This window comes from Acinetobacter sp., from assembly GCF_036659555.1.
GTDB lineage: Bacteria > Pseudomonadota > Gammaproteobacteria > Pseudomonadales > Moraxellaceae > Acinetobacter.
The window spans coordinates 1-18,725 of the sequence record NZ_JAVXCI010000064.1; the positions used below are offsets into that span (position 1 = coordinate 1).

Annotated in this window: 24 protein-coding genes; all 24 read right to left on the bottom strand. The window is 51.9% G+C overall.

All coding sequences use genetic code 11. The annotated features are described in order from the left end of the window. Positions 1-157: 157 nt before the first annotated feature. A complete protein-coding gene (gene cmk / locus RSA72_RS09650; protein WP_332624634.1) occupies positions 158-841 on the bottom strand; it encodes a (d)CMP kinase in 684 nt (227 codons plus the stop codon). A 17-nt stretch (positions 842-858) separates the two neighbouring features. Continuing rightward, a complete protein-coding gene (locus tag RSA72_RS09655; RefSeq protein WP_332624633.1) occupies positions 859-1,290 on the bottom strand; it encodes an SRPBCC family protein in 432 nt (143 codons plus the stop codon). Between the two features lie 39 nt (positions 1,291-1,329). Continuing rightward, complete coding sequence (tadA, locus tag RSA72_RS09660) at positions 1,330-1,866, bottom strand: tRNA adenosine(34) deaminase TadA (protein ID WP_332624632.1); 537 nt, start codon at positions 1,864-1,866, stop codon at positions 1,330-1,332. A gap of 3 nt (positions 1,867-1,869) precedes the next feature. After that, a complete protein-coding gene (locus tag RSA72_RS09665; RefSeq protein WP_332624631.1) occupies positions 1,870-2,994 on the bottom strand; it encodes an enoyl-CoA hydratase/isomerase family protein in 1,125 nt (374 codons plus the stop codon). Then, on the bottom strand, positions 2,991-3,704 hold the full coding sequence (gene ung, locus RSA72_RS09670; RefSeq protein WP_068912351.1) for a uracil-DNA glycosylase: 714 nt from the start codon (positions 3,702-3,704) through the stop codon (positions 2,991-2,993). The genes RSA72_RS09665 and ung overlap by 4 nt, the downstream gene beginning before the upstream one ends. A gap of 45 nt (positions 3,705-3,749) precedes the next feature. Further along, positions 3,750-4,346 carry a 6-pyruvoyl trahydropterin synthase family protein gene (locus tag RSA72_RS09675; RefSeq protein ID WP_332624344.1) on the bottom strand — a complete coding sequence of 199 codons (597 nt, stop codon included), beginning with the start codon at positions 4,344-4,346 and terminating at the stop codon, positions 3,750-3,752. A gap of 122 nt (positions 4,347-4,468) precedes the next feature. Beyond that, on the bottom strand, positions 4,469-5,428 hold the full coding sequence (gene gspK / locus RSA72_RS09680) for a type II secretion system minor pseudopilin GspK (RefSeq protein ID WP_332624346.1): 960 nt from the start codon (positions 5,426-5,428) through the stop codon (positions 4,469-4,471). Beyond that, complete coding sequence (gene gspJ / locus RSA72_RS09685) at positions 5,425-6,102, bottom strand: type II secretion system minor pseudopilin GspJ (protein WP_332624347.1); 678 nt, start codon at positions 6,100-6,102, stop codon at positions 5,425-5,427. The genes gspK and gspJ overlap by 4 nt, the downstream gene beginning before the upstream one ends. Next, positions 6,099-6,542: a type II secretion system minor pseudopilin GspI gene (gene gspI / locus RSA72_RS09690; RefSeq protein WP_332624348.1), complete on the bottom strand. Its 444-nt coding sequence runs from the start codon at positions 6,540-6,542 to the stop codon at positions 6,099-6,101. The genes gspJ and gspI overlap by 4 nt, the downstream gene beginning before the upstream one ends. Next, positions 6,532-7,083, bottom strand: coding sequence for a pilus assembly FimT family protein (locus RSA72_RS09695; RefSeq protein ID WP_332624349.1), 552 nt, complete (start codon positions 7,081-7,083; stop codon positions 6,532-6,534). Before RSA72_RS09695 ends, gspI begins: the two co-directional genes overlap by 11 nt. A gap of 9 nt (positions 7,084-7,092) precedes the next feature. After that, on the bottom strand, positions 7,093-7,707 hold the full coding sequence (locus RSA72_RS09700) for a TetR/AcrR family transcriptional regulator (RefSeq protein WP_068912339.1): 615 nt from the start codon (positions 7,705-7,707) through the stop codon (positions 7,093-7,095). 44 nt (positions 7,708-7,751) lie between these two features. Then, positions 7,752-8,525: a TatD family hydrolase gene (locus RSA72_RS09705; protein ID WP_332624018.1), complete on the bottom strand. Its 774-nt coding sequence runs from the start codon at positions 8,523-8,525 to the stop codon at positions 7,752-7,754. Between the two features lie 30 nt (positions 8,526-8,555). Beyond that, positions 8,556-8,897 carry a PilZ domain-containing protein gene (locus tag RSA72_RS09710; protein WP_068912334.1) on the bottom strand — a complete coding sequence of 114 codons (342 nt, stop codon included), beginning with the start codon at positions 8,895-8,897 and terminating at the stop codon, positions 8,556-8,558. Positions 8,898-8,913: 16 nt separating this feature from the next. After that, positions 8,914-9,897, bottom strand: a complete 984-nt coding sequence (locus tag RSA72_RS09715) for a DNA polymerase III subunit delta' (protein WP_332624019.1) — start codon at positions 9,895-9,897, stop codon at positions 8,914-8,916. Positions 9,898-9,909: 12 nt separating this feature from the next. After that, a complete protein-coding gene (kdsB, locus tag RSA72_RS09720; protein WP_332624020.1) occupies positions 9,910-10,671 on the bottom strand; it encodes a 3-deoxy-manno-octulosonate cytidylyltransferase in 762 nt (253 codons plus the stop codon). Then, complete coding sequence (gene lpxK, locus RSA72_RS09725; protein WP_332624021.1) at positions 10,671-11,687, bottom strand: tetraacyldisaccharide 4'-kinase; 1,017 nt, start codon at positions 11,685-11,687, stop codon at positions 10,671-10,673. The genes kdsB and lpxK overlap by 1 nt, the downstream gene beginning before the upstream one ends. Continuing rightward, positions 11,688-13,415 carry a lipid A export permease/ATP-binding protein MsbA gene (gene msbA / locus RSA72_RS09730; protein ID WP_332624022.1) on the bottom strand — a complete coding sequence of 576 codons (1,728 nt, stop codon included), beginning with the start codon at positions 13,413-13,415 and terminating at the stop codon, positions 11,688-11,690. Next, positions 13,415-13,837, bottom strand: a complete 423-nt coding sequence (locus RSA72_RS09735; RefSeq protein WP_332633115.1) for an ExbD/TolR family protein — start codon at positions 13,835-13,837, stop codon at positions 13,415-13,417. The genes msbA and RSA72_RS09735 overlap by 1 nt, the downstream gene beginning before the upstream one ends. Before the next feature lie 9 nt (positions 13,838-13,846). Next, entirely contained in the window at positions 13,847-14,488 is a 642-nt protein-coding gene (locus RSA72_RS09740; protein ID WP_332624138.1) for a MotA/TolQ/ExbB proton channel family protein, read from the bottom strand. A gap of 31 nt (positions 14,489-14,519) precedes the next feature. Continuing rightward, positions 14,520-15,407: a ParB/RepB/Spo0J family partition protein gene (locus RSA72_RS09745; protein WP_332624137.1), complete on the bottom strand. Its 888-nt coding sequence runs from the start codon at positions 15,405-15,407 to the stop codon at positions 14,520-14,522. After that, positions 15,404-16,186 (bottom strand): ParA family protein, encoded by a 783-nt coding sequence (locus tag RSA72_RS09750; protein ID WP_332624136.1) that lies wholly within the window; start codon positions 16,184-16,186, stop codon positions 15,404-15,406. The genes RSA72_RS09745 and RSA72_RS09750 overlap by 4 nt, the downstream gene beginning before the upstream one ends. A gap of 21 nt (positions 16,187-16,207) precedes the next feature. Next, a complete protein-coding gene (rsmG, locus tag RSA72_RS09755; protein ID WP_332624135.1) occupies positions 16,208-16,840 on the bottom strand; it encodes a 16S rRNA (guanine(527)-N(7))-methyltransferase RsmG in 633 nt (210 codons plus the stop codon). Positions 16,841-16,924: 84 nt separating this feature from the next. Further along, a complete protein-coding gene (gene murU, locus RSA72_RS09760) occupies positions 16,925-17,614 on the bottom strand; it encodes an N-acetylmuramate alpha-1-phosphate uridylyltransferase MurU (protein ID WP_332624134.1) in 690 nt (229 codons plus the stop codon). Further along, positions 17,614-18,627 (bottom strand): aminoglycoside phosphotransferase family protein, encoded by a 1,014-nt coding sequence (locus RSA72_RS09765; RefSeq protein ID WP_332624133.1) that lies wholly within the window; start codon positions 18,625-18,627, stop codon positions 17,614-17,616. The genes murU and RSA72_RS09765 overlap by 1 nt, the downstream gene beginning before the upstream one ends. Positions 18,628-18,725 lie beyond the last annotated feature (98 nt).

The following is an 18,725-nucleotide window of genomic DNA, read 5'->3' on the forward strand; positions in this document are numbered from 1 at the left end:
TGAGGTTTAATTCGCTTTCTTCAAAGAGGGCTGCAAAAGATTCGGTCATGATATTTCCGATAAAGTCAGCGGTCTTGGATCAGACAAGGCCGGTTCAATTAAGCGTCTACATAGTCCGTATAAGACTGATCAAGCTATGCTTCTGCTGAAAAATTCTTTAGTTTGCTAATTGCCGGTCGATATATGCGGTCATCAGATTGAATACCTCATCGATGCCCAAAGCTGAGCTGTCAATGATGTAGGCATCTGCGGCCGGCTTGAGCGGAGCGGCTGTGCGCTCCATATCTCGCTTATCGCGGGCTTGGATATTAGCTAAAATGTCGTTTATTTTAGCATCTAGGCCCATGCCCTGCAACTGGTTTACGCGGCGCGCAGCCCGCGATTCAGCCGAAGCGGTCAAATAAATCTTTGCCTGGGCCTCGGGAAAAATTGCGGTGGCCATGTCACGGCCATCCGCTACCAGCCCCGGCGCTTGCGCAAAAGCGCGCTGGCGTTCCAGCAGCGCCGCCCTAAGTGCTGGAATTGCAGCCACTTTTGAAGCCAGCTCGCCAACTCGTTCGGTGCGGATGGTTTGCGTTACGTCTTCGCCGTCCAGCAGAATTTGCGTGCCCGCCTCAGCGGTAACAAATTTTATGTCTAAATTTGCTGCAATTTCGGCGCATTTTTCCAGTTCAGTATCCAGCTTTTCCAGCAAATCCCGCTTATGCAATGACAAGCCCAGCAAACGGTACAGCGCGCCAGAATCCAACAGGTTAAATTGATAATGCGCCGCCAGCTTGGCCGCCAATGTGCCTTTGCCTGAACCGCTTGGGCCATCAATCGTAATAATATTTACCGTCATTGCTCTTCCGTCACTGCCTATACAGTTTTTGCGAGTTTTGAAAAACCCAGCTTAATCGCTGATTTCAGCTGGGCAAGAATGAATTTGCTGACAAACGGCGCGCGCGCCTGCAGTTCAATGGTATATGTGACCAGGGTTTTGCCTGCATCGACCGGCTGAAATTCAATAATGCCAATATGATGCTTCACCAATGGATTTTTAATGATTTTATATTCGATGCGCTGATTCGGCTCCAGCAGGGTGATCTGCTCCTGCAAAGGCTTGATTGGGCCCAGGCCCAAGCGGCGCACCGAACCTAAGCCGTCCGGACGCTCTGGGTCGGCAGAGTCTTTCACCCGCACCACCTGAATCGGCGCAAATGCCACGTTATAGGTCGAATGCTTGGACAGCAGTTCAAAAACCTGCTCTACAGGCGCATTAAATTCTTTTTTGACAGTAATCGCGTTCATTTTTTATCCTTAAGAGTGCAGCGTGATTTTTGCCAAAGTTTACCCGATCTCAGGCGATTGGTTTTGATCATTTAAGGACTTTTCTTGTATTTTTTGCTGACGCTTCTGTTCACGGCGCATCTTGAAGAATGCGCTGAGCTGCTGCGCGCACTGCTCCTGCAGGCAGCCCGCCTCAAATTCAAAGAGATGATTGTAATATCCTGTTTCTAAAAGCTGGCGCGCGCTGACCAGTGAGCCAGCCTTAGGCTCTGCCGTGCCGAACACCACCCGCTTAATGCGCGCATGCACCAGCGCCCCGACGCACATGGTGCACGGCTCCAAAGTGACATACAGCGTTGCATCATCCGGCAGGCGGTAATTTTGCAAGGAGTCGCAGGCTTGGCGGATAGCCTGAATTTCAGCATGCGCGGTAGGATCATGCTGCGTAATCGGGGCATTAAAGCCTGAACCAATCACCTGATTTTGACTGACAATTACAGCGCCAACAGGAATCTCTCCCTTCTGCGCCGCGGATGCAGCCTGCGCATAGGCCTGCTGCATCCAGTATTCATCACTGTACGGCTGTTCCTGACTCATGTATCAGCCAATCACACCGTATTGCTTCAGCAGGCTGTTCCAGCTTTCAATGCCGGTTACTGGCGGATTGCTGCCTAAAATGCCTTTCAATGAAGCATCCGCGCCGGTTTTCCACTCCGGCGACAAGTCTTTATCCACCAGGCGCGCGCGCACGCCTTCTACAAAGTCCGGATGGCGGATTTTCCAGTCTGAGATTTGCGTTTCCAGCTCAAAAATTTCGTTCCAGGAATGCACCTGCTTACCCCACTGCCACAGCAGCCAGGTCAGCGCCGCAGTCACCGGCGATCCTTTCTGCAGGTTTTCGCTGGCTTGGCGCAGCCAGTCGCTGCGCGCATCGCTCAGGCCAATAATGGAGGCATAGTCATGCTCAAAGTTCACGCCGCGGCAAACGCTTTGAATCACATCCAGTGAATTCTGCAGCGGGCCAGGCCCCACTGGGCGGTGCATGCTGTTCAGCGTGTCATCAATGGCGCGAAAGTCGCCGGCCGGGTAATGATCCCAGTCAATATTCACTACTTTGCTCAGCACTGCATCGCGCTGCGCATCGCAGATATGCGTGGCCCAGCCGATGCCGTAAGCGCCAGCTGCCGTCATGATCGACCCTGTCAGGCCGGTAAACAGGCCAATCGCGCCACGGTCCGCCAGAAAGCGCGTTGCGCCGACATCCGGATACAGGCCGATATTGATTTCAGGCATGGCCAGGCGGGAATACGGCGTCACCAGACGGAATGGCGCCGCCATGAACAGGCCTAATCCGCCGCCCATCACATAGCCTTCGCCCCAAACCAGCACCGGCTTGGCATAGTTGTGCAGCAGCAGGTCTAAGGCGTATTCCTGCTCAAAGAATCTGTTTGCCGCCGCAGCTTCATCATTAATCACCAGCTGGCGCAGCTTGCGCACATCGCCGCCGGCGCAGAATGCTTTCGGCGTGGTTGAATCCAGCCAAATGGCCTTGACGCCGGCATCGCAATGAAAGTCCTGAAAGACTTCCAGCAATGCGGAAACAATGGATTCATCCAGCGCGTGCAAAGATTTAGGGCGGTTCAGGCGAACAATGCGCCAGCCGTTTTTCGCTTCTTCTACAATCAAATCCGGATGATAGTTTTTAGAAATGGGAGAATATGTCATGCGTCCAGCTGCCAATCTACAGGCTCAATGCCATGTTGTTTAAGATAATTATTGGATTTTGAGAACACTTTGCAGCCAAAGAAACCGCCCCGGTTCGCAGCCAATGGAGATGGATGCGCCGCTTTCAGCACCAGGTGCCTGGTTTGGTCAATCCGCTGCCCTTTACGCTGCGCATATGCTCCCCAAAGTATAAAGACAATATGCTCGCGCTGTTCGTTCAGTACATCAATCACGCGGTCGGTGAAATCTTCCCAGCCGCGCTTTTGGTGAGAAGTCGGCTGCCCGGCTTCTACAGTCAGCACACTGTTCAACAGCAGCACGCCCTGCGCTGCCCAGTGCGATAAGTCGCCATGCTTTGGAATTTCAATGCCAAGGTCACTGTGCAGCTCATGAAAAATATTACGCAAAGAAGGAGGCAATGCAACCCCTTTCTGCACTGAAAAGCTTAATCCATGCGCCTGATTTGGCCCGTGATACGGATCCTGGCCTAAAATCACCACTTTTACATTGGCGATAGGCGTGGTGTTCAGCGCATTAAAAATTAATGGATTCGGCGGATAAATCACTTTATTGGCGTGTTTTTCCTGAACAAGGAAGTCTTTTAATGCATCCATTTTAGGGCTAAGCAGAAAATCGCTCAGGCCGTATTTCCAACTCGCATCAAGCTGCACCTTTTCCAGCTGCGCCTGCTGCTGTTCAGTTAAAGACATACGTGTTTCCTAATTCCTTTTTTAGCTTACAGCGGCAAAGCTGCATTAAAGTTTAACCTGCAGATCCACGCTTGGGTTTTGAAATTTTAGTCCCTGCTTTAATTTTTCATACATTTCAGGGTCAGCCCACTCCGACTTAACCTGCTCTGAAAATATGATCTGATCCAGATGCAGAATGCCCATCTGCGCATTTTCAATATCTTCAGCAAAGCTTTGCGCATAGCCGGTGTCGGTTTCGTGCACAATCACAGAATGCACTTCAACATCGCCTTCGCCATTCTGCGTTTCAGTCGATGCCAGCACCTGCTGCGCCAGATAAAAGAAAATCCGTGAAAACTGTTCCGCTGACGGCGATACCGGCAGGGAAACCCAGCGGGCGCTGAAGTTTTTGCAGGCCTGCATGTATTCAGCATCGTCCTGCTGCCAGAAACAGATGGCATGGTCAAAACTGTCGAACAGCTCTTTAATCACGCCTTTCAGCAGCCCGAAATCATATACCATTTGACCGTGATCTAATTTCGAAGCTTTAAGCAATAACTCAACTTTATAGCTGTGCCCATGAATCGAACGCTTGCAGCGGTCCGAAGTGCAGTTCCGCACAATATGAGCATTTTCAAACTTAAATAACTTACGAATTAACATATGCCTTAATTCAATCAAAATCTGCGAATTTATCGGGATTATAAAGCAAAACTAAAACCTTGAGCATTAATTTTACAGTTCAATGCAATTGATAAAACACATTGGCTTTCAGGCGGCCCGCATCAAAAAGGCGCTGCGCTTCTGTAGGCCACGTAGACTTCTTTATCCTTACGCACCAGTTCAGATGAAAACTGGCGCTTCCGGCCACTCAGCTCAATTTCTATCCGGGCCTTAAAATAATTGGACTGCACGCCCAGCAAAGCATTGACGGCGCTGCGCGACGCCGGATCAGCCTGCGAAAAAGGCTCTTTTTCCCAAAGCGCAGCGGCGCTGCCGAAATGCTCCAATTTCGCCTGCTGCTGATCCAGCAGCTGCTGCACGGCATCGACATCCAGCGTTTCATCTATGCTGGCCAATACAAAAGCCGGCGCAGTATTGATATTGACCAGGGTTTCATTGCTGGGCAAGGCGCTGACATAAGGCGCTATCAGCTTGTATTTTCCCGCCTCAAAGCCGCGCACCAGCTTCAATTCTTCAACGCTGTGGAATTTGGCATTCGGCGGCAGCGGCGCATTCTGCAGTCCGCGGTGATAGCTGGATTCCGCGCCCATCGGGCCTGCCGGCTCATCATTTTCATCCTGCCAGTCAATGACCGCTTCACTCAGCTGCGCCGGCAAGCCTGCGCGCGTCAGCAGTTTTTCAAACCATTTCTTGGCGCTTTCGTTCACGCTGCCGTCTGCAGTAAGCAGGCTGTTCAGGTTGAACTTCCCGGACTCATCTTCAAGCACGCCGGAAACATAGCCGTCATCAACCGGAAAAGCCGGCATCGGCTTGGCCCAGTTTTCCTGCAGATGGTCAACGCCGCCGGCATTCTGCGCATCATCCTTCAGCAGCGCAGCAAAGAACGTTTCGGCGCTTTTGGCGTACAGCAGGGACTGATTCTGGCGCATGAGATAAGCGGTCGCTTCCGCGGTATTCCTTTGGCGCTTGGCAATGCTGGCGGCCAGAATGGTCGCCAAAGCCACCATCATTAAAATAGTCAGCAGCGCAATGCCCTTCTGAGGCTGCATAACTGGCTTCATCCAGACACCTCCTGCTTTCCGTCTTCTGGATTGCCGCCGCCTTTTCCACCCGAATTGCTGTCCTGCTGCAGGAAGTCGGTATTCAGCAGGCTGAACAGCCATTCATATTCGACTTCATTTACGCTCAGCTTAATTTTCAAGCCGCGCGGCAAGCGCTGCAGCTCGCTGCGCTTGCTCAGGTCCGCAGAAGGATCAGGCCAGGCGCTTAATTCTTCAGGATTCAGCACGCGGATTTCAAACTGCTCAACATCGGCCAGCAGCACGCTGGAATCCGGCTGATCCTGCCCCGACTGATTAATATTGCGGTATTTCAGCCGGTAAAGCTTTTTATCCGCGGCATTGTATTGGTACTCCACGCGCTCATCCGGCGCGATGCCCTGATTGAGCGGATCGGTTACGCCGGTTTTGCTGAAGTTGAAGCGCCCATTCTGCAGCACCATTGCAGGCTGAATATCGCCATTGATATTGGCTGTCAGCGGCACCGCCTGCAGGGTGTCGCGCAAAATCTGCTGATAGGCTTCCTGCAGCTGCGAAAGCCGGGCTTCATGCATGCTGTTGCGTTCCTTGACCTTGGAAATATAGTCAAAAACTTTCCAGCCCAGCGCCGACAGCACAGCAAAAATCGCAATAGCGACCAGCAGTTCAACCAGCGTAAAGCCTTGGCGCCGGCTCATGAGTTTTCCGCTTTGGCATTGAAGAAAACCAAACTGGCGATGCCCGCCTCAACTTTTCCGGTATCGGCATTCATCAAGCTGACCTGCACATCAATGCGCTGCACATCCGGGCTGACCGTCGGCTGCGCGGATTTGTCAATTTGCCAGGTTTCACCCTGCTGGGTAATTTGCTTAGACGCAGTGCCGCTCATCCATTCCCGCTTCATTTCCATTGAGGCGATTTCATTCAGCGCGACAAACTGCGCCTTGGTTCTTAAAACCGCATTGGCGGTCGCCTGCGTGTACTGCATCGCCACATTGCTCAAGGCGATGGCTGCGGTCGCAAAAATCGCCAGCGCCACCATCACTTCCAGCAGGGTAAAGCCTGAGCAGCCATGAGCGGAACGCTGACCGGCCGCCGCATAAGACGCAAAGCCGCGCTTTAAGTATTCAGCTTTCATCAATTATTTTGCCTAGATGGTCAATTTCAATTTCATTCCCTACCGGCCGCTCTTCAAAATAGAACTGAATGCGCACCGGCTTGACCTCGCCGTTGCCCAGCCAAATCAGCTTGGGCGCACTTTCACTCAGCAGCGCGCTGTTATTGGCATTTTCATAGCGCTGCTCTAAGGGCTGGATGCTGAAAGCCACCTGATCGGGCAGCGCCCGTTCCGGAAAGTCTTTATATTTTTGCCAGTTATTATTCTGATTGAAAACTGCTGCATTTTTTTGATTCGGCAGATATTCCAGCACATCATACTGGAAGCCCGCCACATCTGTAGCGGGATGCGCATTCAGCGCTAAAATCCGCGCCTGATCATTGGATTCACGCAGGATTTTCTGCACATCCATGATAAACACTTCACGCGCCTGCATGGCCTTGCGCTGATCCGTGCCGTTCATATTGAGCAGCACCAGAGACGCCATGATGCCCATAATCACAATGACCACCATCAATTCCACCAGGGTGAAGCCTCGAACTGATGAGGGCCTGATTTTCATAGCCGGCCTTTAAGCGAACTGAACCGCAGCATTGACCTGCTTCGGCAGCGCCAAAGCCTGATCAATATAGGCGACTCTTAAGGTATCCCTTGAACCTAAATAGCGCTGATAGAAGCTGGAATTCAGAATCGCCGCGGCGCCATGCGTCAGCGACCAAATGGACGCCAGATAATCCCGAACCGGCATCGCGCTTTGAATCAGCTCCAGATACCTTTCCGTCATGCGGATAATCAGGCGCAGGCGCTGCTTGCGCACCTGATACAGTTCACTGAACAGGTGCTGAATGCCTGCGCCGGTGGTTGACAGGCGCTCTTCAATTTGATGAAACAGCACGGTGCGTTCAGGGTGGTGCAGATGATGCAGCATGAAGAAAGCCAGATGTTCAGGGAACTGCTTGTCTGTGTCTTTAATCATTTCCAGCAGCATGCGCTCATTGCGGATGATCAGCAGCATGTACAGCTCATCCTTGCTTTGAAAATGCTTATAGAGCGTGCCTTTGGCAAGATCCAATTCTGCAGCCAGCGCATCAAGCGTCATGCCTGCTTCGCCGTTTTCCAGAAGGAGCTGCTCTGCAACTTGAAAAATCAACGCTTCTCTTGCTCGAAACTGAGCCTGACGATCCATCTTCACCCTATACTCTCTTCTGCGCTTATATCAATTCAAATTATTTACTTTAAATTGAGAAGGTTTTCAAAGTTCTGCTTCGTAATCAAAGCCACCTCTTCAAGTGACTTATCATATACATCACTTAAGGCTTTGGCTACATAAGGAACATATTTCGGTTCATTCGGCTTGCCCCGGTACGGCATCGGCGCCAGATACGGGCTGTCGGTTTCAATCAGCACGCGGTCAAGCGGCACCTGCCTGGCGACATCGCGCAGATCCTGCGCATTTTTAAAGGAAATAATGCCGGAAAAAGAAATGTAATAGCCGCAGTCCAAAACCGCTTTGGCGGTTTCCCAGTCTTCGGTAAAGCAGTGCAGAATGCCGTGCGTGGATTTTTCCGCGCGGATAATATCCACCGTGTCATGCTTGGCGGCGCGGGTATGCACCACCACGGGCTTTTTAACAATTTGCGAAGCATGAATATGGCGCGCAAAGCAGGCTTTCTGCTCCTGAATAAAGTCCGTGCTGTGAAAATAATCCAGTCCGGTTTCACCCAGCGCCCAGGCTTTTTCAGGCTGCGCAAGCTCAACCAGACAGTCTGTAGTTGCCCGTGCCATCACTGCAGGGTCTTCACACGGATGCACGCCGACTGAGTACCCGACATCAGCATGCCTGGCGGCGATTTCCGCCAGCTGAATATGATCATCCAGATCGACAGAGATGCTCATGAAGCGGGAAACGCCCGCTTCACGCGCCTGCGCCAAAGCCAGATCCAAATCTCCGCCATAAGGCGCAAGATCAAGCATGGTTAAATGACAATGGGTATCGGTAAACACTATAAGCACCTATGCAAAGTAAGCTGTAACCTACATAGTGTAACTTCTGCGCCCTTCAGTTTTAAGGCCTGTCAGCAGCCGTTCCGCTTCAGATTTGAAATAAACGCCTTTTTCTCCAGCAAGCTGTATGCCGAAGCCCTGCGGCTTGATGCCGTTCTGCTTTTGCGAAATCCAGATCACCTTGCCTGTCAGCGGAATTTTCTGCGACTGGTCCGGCAGCGTAGTCAGCACGAATACCTCATCGCCCATTTTAACCGCCTGCTTTGACGGGACAAACAGGCCGCCGCCTGCGACAAAAGGCATATAGCTGGCAAACAGTGTTTCCACATCTGGAATATTGGCCTGAATAATTCCGCCCATGCGTGGCTGCATTGCTGTTCCCCTTGTTTTAAATATTCATCAGTTTAATGCACAGCTGATCCAGCGCTAAATTTGTCTGCACGTTCTGTTCGATAAATTTTTTGGACTGCTGAAGTTCTGCATAAATGCCAAATAATGATTCTAAATCATACTGATCCGGCAGATCACTAAAATTCAGGTCGATATTTTTTATGGCCTGATTCAGCTTGACACAAATCAAATCAGACAACAAGTATTCAAACATTTGACTGAAGTCACTGAAGCTCAGCGCTTTATTCCACTTGGTCGCAATTGCCATCGGCATATTTTTCTGTTTGACTAATTTTTGCCAGTCATTGACAAAGTCCTGGCGCAGATTCAGCCATTCGCTTTTCGCCAATTCAACCGCTTGCAGCGGCATGTGATTGGACAGATTCATCAGCAGCTGATGCGCCTGTAGCCCGCTGGCCGGCAAATTTTCATGCAAATAGGCTTCAGCCTGCGCAGCGCTGATGCGGTCGAGGGCAAAATGCTGCAGCCGGCTGCGGATGGTCGCCGGCAGTTTCAGATAATGCGCCGCCAGCAGGATAATCACAATGCGGTCGCCCGGCTCTTCCAGCGTTTTCAGCAGCGCATTGGCAGAAGCGGTATTTAAGGCTTCCGCCGGTTCAATCACCACCACGCGCCAGCCATCCACGGTCTGCTGCACAAAAGGCAGCAAATCACGGATTTTTTCAATTTTAATTTTGGCGTTCTGCTTTTTATTGTCATCATCGGTGCTGATATGCACATAGTTGGGGTGCGTGCCCGATTTCAGCCACTGGCAGCTGCTGCACTCCCCGCAGGGCTGATTCGCCGCATGGCGGTTTTGGCATAAAACCCACGCCAGAAACTGCTGCGCGAAAGCCTCTTTGCCGCAGCCTTTTTTGCCGTAAAACAGCAGCCCATGGCCCAATTTCGGAAAGCGCCCGGTCAGCGTATCCCAAACAGGCTGCTGCCAGGGATAAATCCGCGCAGTCACTTCATTTGACATGGATGCAGTCCTTTATTCAAAGCAAGAAACATCCATTTGATTCAGGCGCTCCAGATCAGCCGGCGTATCCACACCCGGCGGCAAGTTCGCTTCGGCCACGGCGATGGCAATGCTGCAGCCATTTTCCAGCACGCGCAGCTGCTCCAGGCTTTCCAGCTTTTCCAGCGCACCCATCTCCCAAGTGACATATTCCTGCAGCAGCTTGACCCGGTATGCATACAGGCCCAGATGGCGGTAAGCCTGATCATGCAGCGCCTGCTCAGCCTGCTTCGCGCCTTCGCGGTCATAGGGGATGGCCGCGCGGCTGAAATACAGCGCCTGATTGCGCTTCGACATCACCACTTTCACAATGCTGTCGCGCTGAAACTCTTCAAGGCTGTGAATCGGCTCGCACAAAGTTGACATGGAAGATGCCGGCTGATCCTGCAGCAGCTGCGCCACCTGCTGCACCAGCTGCGCCGGCAGCAAAGGCTCATCGCCCTGCACATTGACAATAATATCCTCAGCAGCCCAGCCTTTAATGCGCGCGACTTCACTGAGGCGGTCCGTCCCTGAAGGATGCGCCGCAGAGGTCAAGACCACATCAACACCTTCCGCGCGGCATACCGCAGCAATGCGCTCATCATCTGTGGCCACGCAAAGGTCATCAAAGCCCTCAACTTTCCGGGCCTGATCGACAACACGCAAAATCATCGGCCGGCCGTGAATTTCCAGCAGCGGCTTGCCCGGCAGGCGTGAACTGGAAAAGCGGGCAGGAATAACAATATGTTTCATCAATGGGAGCCTTCATGAAGTGTAATGCCAAGCTGCGCCAGCTGCTGACGCAGCGTTTCATAGCAGGCTGGCGACAGTACAGCCTCTACCGGCACCACCCAGATTTCACGCTGAAAATCCGGGTGGCGCTTGAGCAGAGGCAGAATTTTAACTGCATCTTTTTCTGTGGTAATGATGGGATTGCTGTCTTTAAACTGCAAATCATCAATTTCATAGTCATAGTGGTCTGGAAACTCATGGCACTGGAACTGCCGGATGCCCATATTTTTCAAAGTCTGGTAAAAGCGCTGCGGAAATCCAATGCCGGATACCGCGTAAAAATCCGCCTCAGGGCTGAACGGCTTGGCCGCATTGCCGTTCAGCAAATACGGTTCGGATGCTTCCAGATGCATATTCAGCGCCAGCTGAGGCGCGGCGGCATGCTCAATCACGGTGCCGCTTTGCAGCCGGCTTTTCGGTTCACGCAAATAGCCTTCCGGCAGCAGTTTTTCATTGCCCAAGCCGCGGTTATTGTCCAGCACAATCCATTCCAGCTGGCGTTCAAGCGCCCAATGCTGCAGGCCGTCATCGCAGATGATTAAGTCCAGGGCATGCCGGGACAGCAGCAGTTCAATGCTTTTCTGCCGGCTAGGCCCTACAGCCATCGGCACGCCCGTTGACTGCACAATCAGCATCGGCTCATCCCCTACAGCTTCAGCCGCGGCTGCTGAACCGACATAGGCCGGAAACGGGCCTTTGCCGCCATAGCCGCGGCTGATCACGCCGACTTTCACCTGCCGGCTCTGCAGGTAATTTACCAGATGAATCAGCAGCGGGGTTTTTCCGCTGCCGCCAACGGTAATATTGCCAATCACCATGACTGGCAAAGGCGCAGTATAGCTTTGCTTCAGGCCGGCTTTATACAGGCTCTGATTCAGCAGAAATCCGCCGCGGTACAGCCATGACAGCGGCCGAAGCACAATCAGCCACTTTGCCTGCTTATTCCAGGCATTCTGAATGAATTGCGCCGCGGACATTTACTGTTCCTCAAAATTGCGCTGATGCAGCTGGAAGTAGGCGCCGCGCTTTGCAATCAGCTCTGCATGCGAGCCCTGCTCGACAATTTTGCCTTTATCCATCACCACAATGCGGTCAGCATTTTCAATCGTGGACAGGCGGTGCGCAATCACAATTGTGGTGCGGTCGCGCATGGCGGCGTCAAAGGCCTGCTGAATGAAATATTCAGACTCATTGTCCAGCGCGCTGGTCGCTTCATCCAAAATCAGCAGCGGCGCATCTTTCAGAATGGCGCGCGCAATAGCGATGCGCTGGCGCTGGCCGCCCGACAGGTTCAGGCCCTGCGCGCCGAGCGGCGTATTATAGCCTTGCGGCAGGCTCATGATGAACTCGTGCGCATAGGCCGCTTTAGCCGCCGCAATCACCTGTTCATCGGAAGCGCCTTCCAGCCGTCCATAGGCAATATTCTCACGCACGGTGCGGTTGAACAGCACCACCTGCTGATTCACCATGGAAATCTGCTGGCGCAGGCAATCCAGCTCAATGTCATGAACATCCATGCCGTCGAATTTCAGCTGGCCTGAACTGATTTCCTGATAGCGCAGCAGCAGGTTCACCAATGAGGTTTTGCCTGCGCCGGAACGTCCCACCAAAGCCACGGTTTCCCCGGCATTGACCTTTAAGTTAAAGTCGTGCAAGGCCTGGAAGCCGTCAGAATAAACCAGATTGACATTGTCGAATTCGACATTGCCTTTCAGCACCGGCGTCAGCGCGCCAGTATTGGCTTCTTCCGGCAAGTCCAGCAGCTCAAAGACTGAATGCGCCGCCGCCATGCCGCGCTGAATCTTTTCATTCACATCCGTCAAGGCTTTGATTGGCTTGCTGAGCATGCCGGCCGCGGTAATGTATGCGACAAACTGGCCGGCCGAAGTGTCCAGCATAATTTCCGGACGCAAGGCGATATACATCACAATCGCCAATGGAATTGACATGATCAGCTGCACGATTGGGCTGTTCAGCTGCTGCACCACCACCATTTTCATGCCGCGGCGCAGGTTTTCCATTGACCTGTCATAAAAGCGCTGCTGTTCATATTTATGCCCGGCAAAGCCTTTCACCACCATGTTGCCGTTGACGGTTTCCTGCACCACATGGTTGACGTCGCCCATGGTGTCCTGCACTTGAGTGGACAGTTTGCGCATGCGCTTTGAGGCTTTGCGGATCAGCAGGCCAATCAGCGGCGCAAAAATCAGGATAATTAAAGTTAAGCGCCAGTTGCTGTAAATCAGGTAGCCAAGCAGGCCAAAAGTAATCAGGCCCTGCTGAACGATAGTCCGCAGCGACTCTGTTGAAGCTGCCGTCAGCTGCTCGACGTTATACATAATTTTAGCGGTAATATGGCCGCTGGAATTATCCAAATAATACTGCGAAGGAAGGCGCATGAGTTTTGCGAACACTTCCTGGCGGATATTGAAAATCAGGTTGCGGGAAATGACTGCCGTGAAGTAGCCGCCGATGAATGTTCCCAGCCCGCGGAAAAACATCAGCATCACCACAAGAAGCGGAAATAACGACGTAAAGCTCTGATCACGGTGCTGAATCGCATTAATAATGCGTTCCAGCAGCTTGGCGACAGATACTTCAGTCGCGGCGTTAATTGCGAAGCCGATGACTACAAATACCGCCAAGCCCCAAAAAGGTTTTAAATAACTTAATAGGCGCAGATAGACCTTTAAATCGTGCTTCACTAATAACCTCGAGTGGGTACTTTCGTACTGATATTGATATTTACAAAGCCCAGCTGGCCGGCAACATCCATGACGCGGATCACGTCCTGATGCGCGGCTTTTGCATCGGCCGCAATGATGAACATTAAATCACGGCGCTCATTTGAAATCTGTTTAATTGCGGTATTTAAATCCGCGGCTTCTTTGCTGGCCAAAGACTGGCCATTGACAGAATAATGCCCGGACGAATCCACCACAACTTCAATTTTATGCTCATACTGCTTTGGCGGCACGCCTTGCGCATCCGGCAAAGTCAGGTTCATCCGGCTCAGCTGATTAAAGGTGGTGGATAAAAGCAAAAACACCAAGATGAACAATAGGCAGTCAATCATTGGCGTTAAGTTTATGTGAATATCTTCAACTTGCCTGCGCTTGAATTTCATGGCGCGGCCTCAGCTTGCTTTTTGCAGATCCTGCTGTTTTTCATCAGCCGGATTCTGGTAAAAAAGCGCAGCATGAAACAGCGTCGACTGCTGTTCCAATTCCGCAATATATTCCTGCACCAGGCGCTGAAAATAGCGGTGCGCAAACAGGGCTGGAATTGCAATGAACATGCCGGCAGCTGTCGTAATCAAGGCTTTGGAAATGCCGGGCATCATCAGCACCGGATCGCTGTTGGTGCCGATATCAATCATTAAAAATGACTCAATAATCCCGATGACCGTTCCCAGCAGGCCCAGCAGCGGCGCAACCGCGCTGAGCGTGCCAAGAAAGTTGATATTCTTTTCCAAATAGCCGATTTCTTGCGACGCAGCCACTTCCATTTGCGCGCGCGCGTACTGTTCGCTTTGATTTTTGCTGCCCCAGCCGGCCGCAAAAATACGGCCCAAAGTGCTGCGCTGCAAGTTTTGATCCTGCTGCAGCTGTTCCACCGCCTGCTCGGCAGTCTGATTGTGACTCATCAGCAATGCGGCCGGCAGCACCGCCGGCTTCCTCAAGCGGATAAAGCGCTCAATGGCAATTGCAATGGTAAAGATTGAACACAAGACCAGCGGAAGCATCAGCCATCCGCCGGCTTTGACTAATTCCCACATTTGATTTTCCCCAATAAATCGAATTATAAAATTAATCAGCTAAACAGATATTCAAAATCCCATCCAGCTCTTCCAGCGAATGGTAATTAATCACGAGCTTGCCCTTGCCTTGCTTATTATGGTCTATTTTGACATCTGCGCCGAAGCGGTCAGACAGGCGCTGTGACAGCTGCTGAATATCTGAAGAAAGGCCTTGCTTTTCTTTTGCCTGCTTAGGCGTATTCAAGTCGCGCACCAGCTGTTCGGTCTGGCGCACAGACAGGCTTTTTTCGATCACCAGCTCAGCCACGCTCAGCTGATCTTTAGCTTTCAGCGTTAAGATTGCGCGCGCATGCCCCATATCCAGCAGGCTTTGCTGCATAAAGTCCTTCACCGGTTCAGCCAAAGTCAGCAGGCGCAGCAGGTTGCTGATCGTGGTGCGGGCCTTGCCTACGGTATCGGCAATTTCCTGATGGCTGAGGCCAAATTCTTCGTGAAAGCGCTGCAGGGCCATGGCCTGATCAATCGGATTCAAGTCCTGGCGCTGAATGTTTTCAATCAGGGCCAAAGCGATGGCAACCTGATCGCTCAGGTCACGGACAATCGCCGGAACTTCGGTTAAGCCGGCCAGCTGGGCTGCGCGCCAGCGCCGCTCGCCGGCGATAATTTCATAGGGATGCTTTTCATCATCAACCGGACGGATGACAATCGGCTGCATGACACCGTGCTTTTCAATCGAAGCCGCTAATTCCTGCAGATCCTGCTCATGAATAAAGCGGCGCGGCTGATATTCCCCGCGCTGCAGCAGGTGCACATTGATCTGCTTCAGCTGGCCATGATCTAAGGACTGCGCTTCCAGCTGCAGTTTTTCTTTTTGGATTGATCCAAGCAAGGCGTCCAGACCGCGGCCTTTGGCTAATCCGCGTTTTTTTGCGGTCATGCTTTACTTCCTTTTTTCACTTTGCTTTTTTTCAGCAGTTCAGCCGCCAAGTTTAAATAGGCCACTGCGCCTTTCGAGCTTTTCTCAAAATAAATCACCGGCAAGCCGTGCGCCGGCGCTTCCGCAAGGCGCACATTGCGCGGAATGACTGTGTCATACAGCTTCTTGCCGAAATACTGTTCTAATTCTGCCGAAACATCGCGGGTTAAAGCATTGCGCCCGTCAAACATGGTCCGCAGCACGCCAATAATCTGCAAATCCGGATTCAATGCCTGCTGAATGCGGTCAATAGTTTGGGTTAAATCCGCCAAGCCTTCCAGCGCATAGTATTCGCACTGCATCGGAATCAGCACGCTGTCTACCGCCGCCAGGGCATTCACCGTAATCAGGCTCAGGCTGGGCGCGCAGTCCACAATAATATAGTCAAACTTGTCATCAACTTCCTGCAGCGCTTCACGCAGGATGAACTCACGCCCGTCCTGTTCCGCAATCGCCAGCTCCACGCCCGCCAAATCGCGGTTCGCGCCCAGCACCTTATAGCCGACTTCGGCTTTGGCAATCGCGCTTTCAACCGGCATTTCGCCCAGCAGTACATCTGTGACCGAATACAGCAGGTCATTCTTTTGAATGCCCGACCCCATCGTCGCGTTGCCTTGCGAATCCATATCCACAAGCAGCACGCGCTTTTTCAATACGGCTAATGATGCAGCCAGATTTACTGCGGTTGTAGTTTTACCGACACCGCCTTTCTGGTTTGCAATTGCAATAATCTGTGCCATGGCAGCCCCAATTCTTAATAATTAAATACGTTTCAGTAAAAGCAGATGGCGCTGTTCGTCCAAGCGAGGAACCTGCAGCGCAATAATTTCACAGCTGAATTGATCTTTGAATGCGTCAACTTCTTCGCTTGGAATCAGGCCTTTCATTGAGGCAATGATGCTGTGCTCATGCATAAATGGAACGGATGCAGTGATAAAATCTGTTAAAGACGCAAAAGCGCGGCTGGTAATGACATCAAACTTGCCCAGCGCCGCAATGCTTTCGGTGTTTTCTACGCGCGTTTGCACAGCGGTCACATTTTTTAACTTCAGGTCAGCAATAAACTGCTTCAGAAAACGGATTTTCTTGCCGTTTGAGTCCAGCAGCACGCATTCGCGCTCCGGCTGGCATAGGGCAATAATCATGCCCGGCATGCCGCCGCCCGTGCCGATATCCAAAAGGCGGCCCTGCGGCAAGTCTTTTAAAATACTCAAGCTGTCCAAAAGATGCTTCACCAGCATTTCTTTCGGATCGCGGATGGCAGTCAGGTTATAGGCTTTATTCCACAGCACCAAGGCGTCCTGATACTTGAGCAATAAATTTAAAGCGTCATCGCTCAGCTCCAAGCCCAAGGCCTGACTGCCCTGCTTAAGTTCTTTAAAAAACGCGTGCATACAATTAACGCCTCGAAAAAGTTAGGTGGAAGTATACCGGTTTATCCTGCATGTCACAGCAGCAGGTGTTTAGCGATTATGCACTTAGGCGTACATGCCCTGCTGAATTTGCTCATCCAAAGCATTTAAGCGCTCGGGCGTGCCGACATCTACCCACTCGCCCAGCAGCTTGCCGGCAGCGACTTTTCCTTCCAGCATGGACTGCTTCAGCAGCGGCGCCAGAGGGCGCTTGCCGCCTTTCAATCCCGCAAACATTTTCGGATCAATGACCGACAGGCCGCTGAAGGTCAGCGCTTCGCCCGCCGCAGCCTGATCAAAGGTATAGGCTTTGCCCTGCGCTAAAATAAAGTCGCCGTGCGGATGCTGCGGCGGATTATCCACCAGAACCAGATGCGCGTCATTGCCCTGCAGGCGCACATTCAGCAGCGGCGCAAAATCCATGCTGGTCCAGACATCGCCGTTGATCAGGATAAACGGCTCGCTGCCCAGCAAAGGCAAAGCGTGGATAATGCCGCCGGCGGTTTCCAGCCCTTCGCCTTCGTGCGACCAGTGAATGTTCACGCCAAACTGCGAGCCGTCACCCAGCGCCTGCGCCAGCTTTTCACCCAGCCAGGCCGTATTAATGACAATATCTGTGACACCGATTTTCTGCAGTTTTTCAATATGCCAGACAATCAGCGGCTTGCCGCCGACCGCCAGCAATGGCTTTGGGGTATGCAAAGTCAGCGGGCGCATGCGGTTGCCTAAGCCGGCAGCTAAAATCATCGCTTTCATTACGCCGCAGCCTTATAGGCGCCGTATTTGGCTTCAAATTTCGGCATGACTTTCGCGCGCATAAACTGCACGAATGGCTGCAGTTCGGCATAAGGCTGGCTTTCCTCCAGCAAATACCACATCACGCGCGGCAAATCCTTCAAATAGCCCGGCTTGCCGTCACGCTCAAACAGGCGCACAAAAATGCCCAGAATTTTAATATGGCGCTGAACCGCCATAAAATCCGCACCCTTCTTAAACTGCTCAAAATCGCGGCCGTCTTTGGCGGATGCCGGCAGCAGATCATAGAAGGCTTTAAACCAGCTGTAGACGCGTTCAGGACTCCACTGCACATAAGCATCGCGGGTAATGGAAATCAGGTCATACGTGTCCGCGCCAATCACAGCATCCTGAAAATCAATAACGCCCTGCTCCTGCTCGCCCGGCAGCGCCATCAGGTTGCGGCTGTGGAAGTCGCGGTGCACAATCACCTGCGGCTGCGCCAAAGCCGCATTGGCTAAAATGGCAAAGGTGCGCTTAATTAAGGCGCTTTCATCGGCAGTCGGCGCAATCTGCAGGGACGGCAGCATCCAGTCGGTCAGCAAGGCCATTTCCGCCATCAGCTTTTCATAAGAATACGCCAGAAAATGGCCGGCGCCGTCAATCGACTGCAGCTGAATCAGCTGCTGAAAGCTTTGCTCATAATGCGCATCTACAGTTGCATCATCCAGCAGGGAAGCCAGCAAAACATCGCCAAAATCTTCCAATAAAAGAAAGCCCTGCTCAAGGTCTTTGGCGGCGATATGCGGCACGCGCACGCCATGGGCATCAAAAAATTCGTCAATCGTCACAAAAGACACACAATCTTCTTTTTCTGGAGGTGCATCCATGAGCATAAATGTTTTATTATTCAATTTGATTCGTGCATAACGACGGAAGCTTGCATCGCCTGCTAAAAAATTAATTTCAAATTGATCTGAACCAAGTACAGACGCAATCCATGATTGTATCGATTGTTCACGTTGTGTATTCATTTGCGATAAATTCTGAGACAGGCTGAGTTTTTAAAGTGCTAAGTGTAGCTACTTATCAACTTTTTCTCTATGATGCGACAATAATTAATTGCGATAAA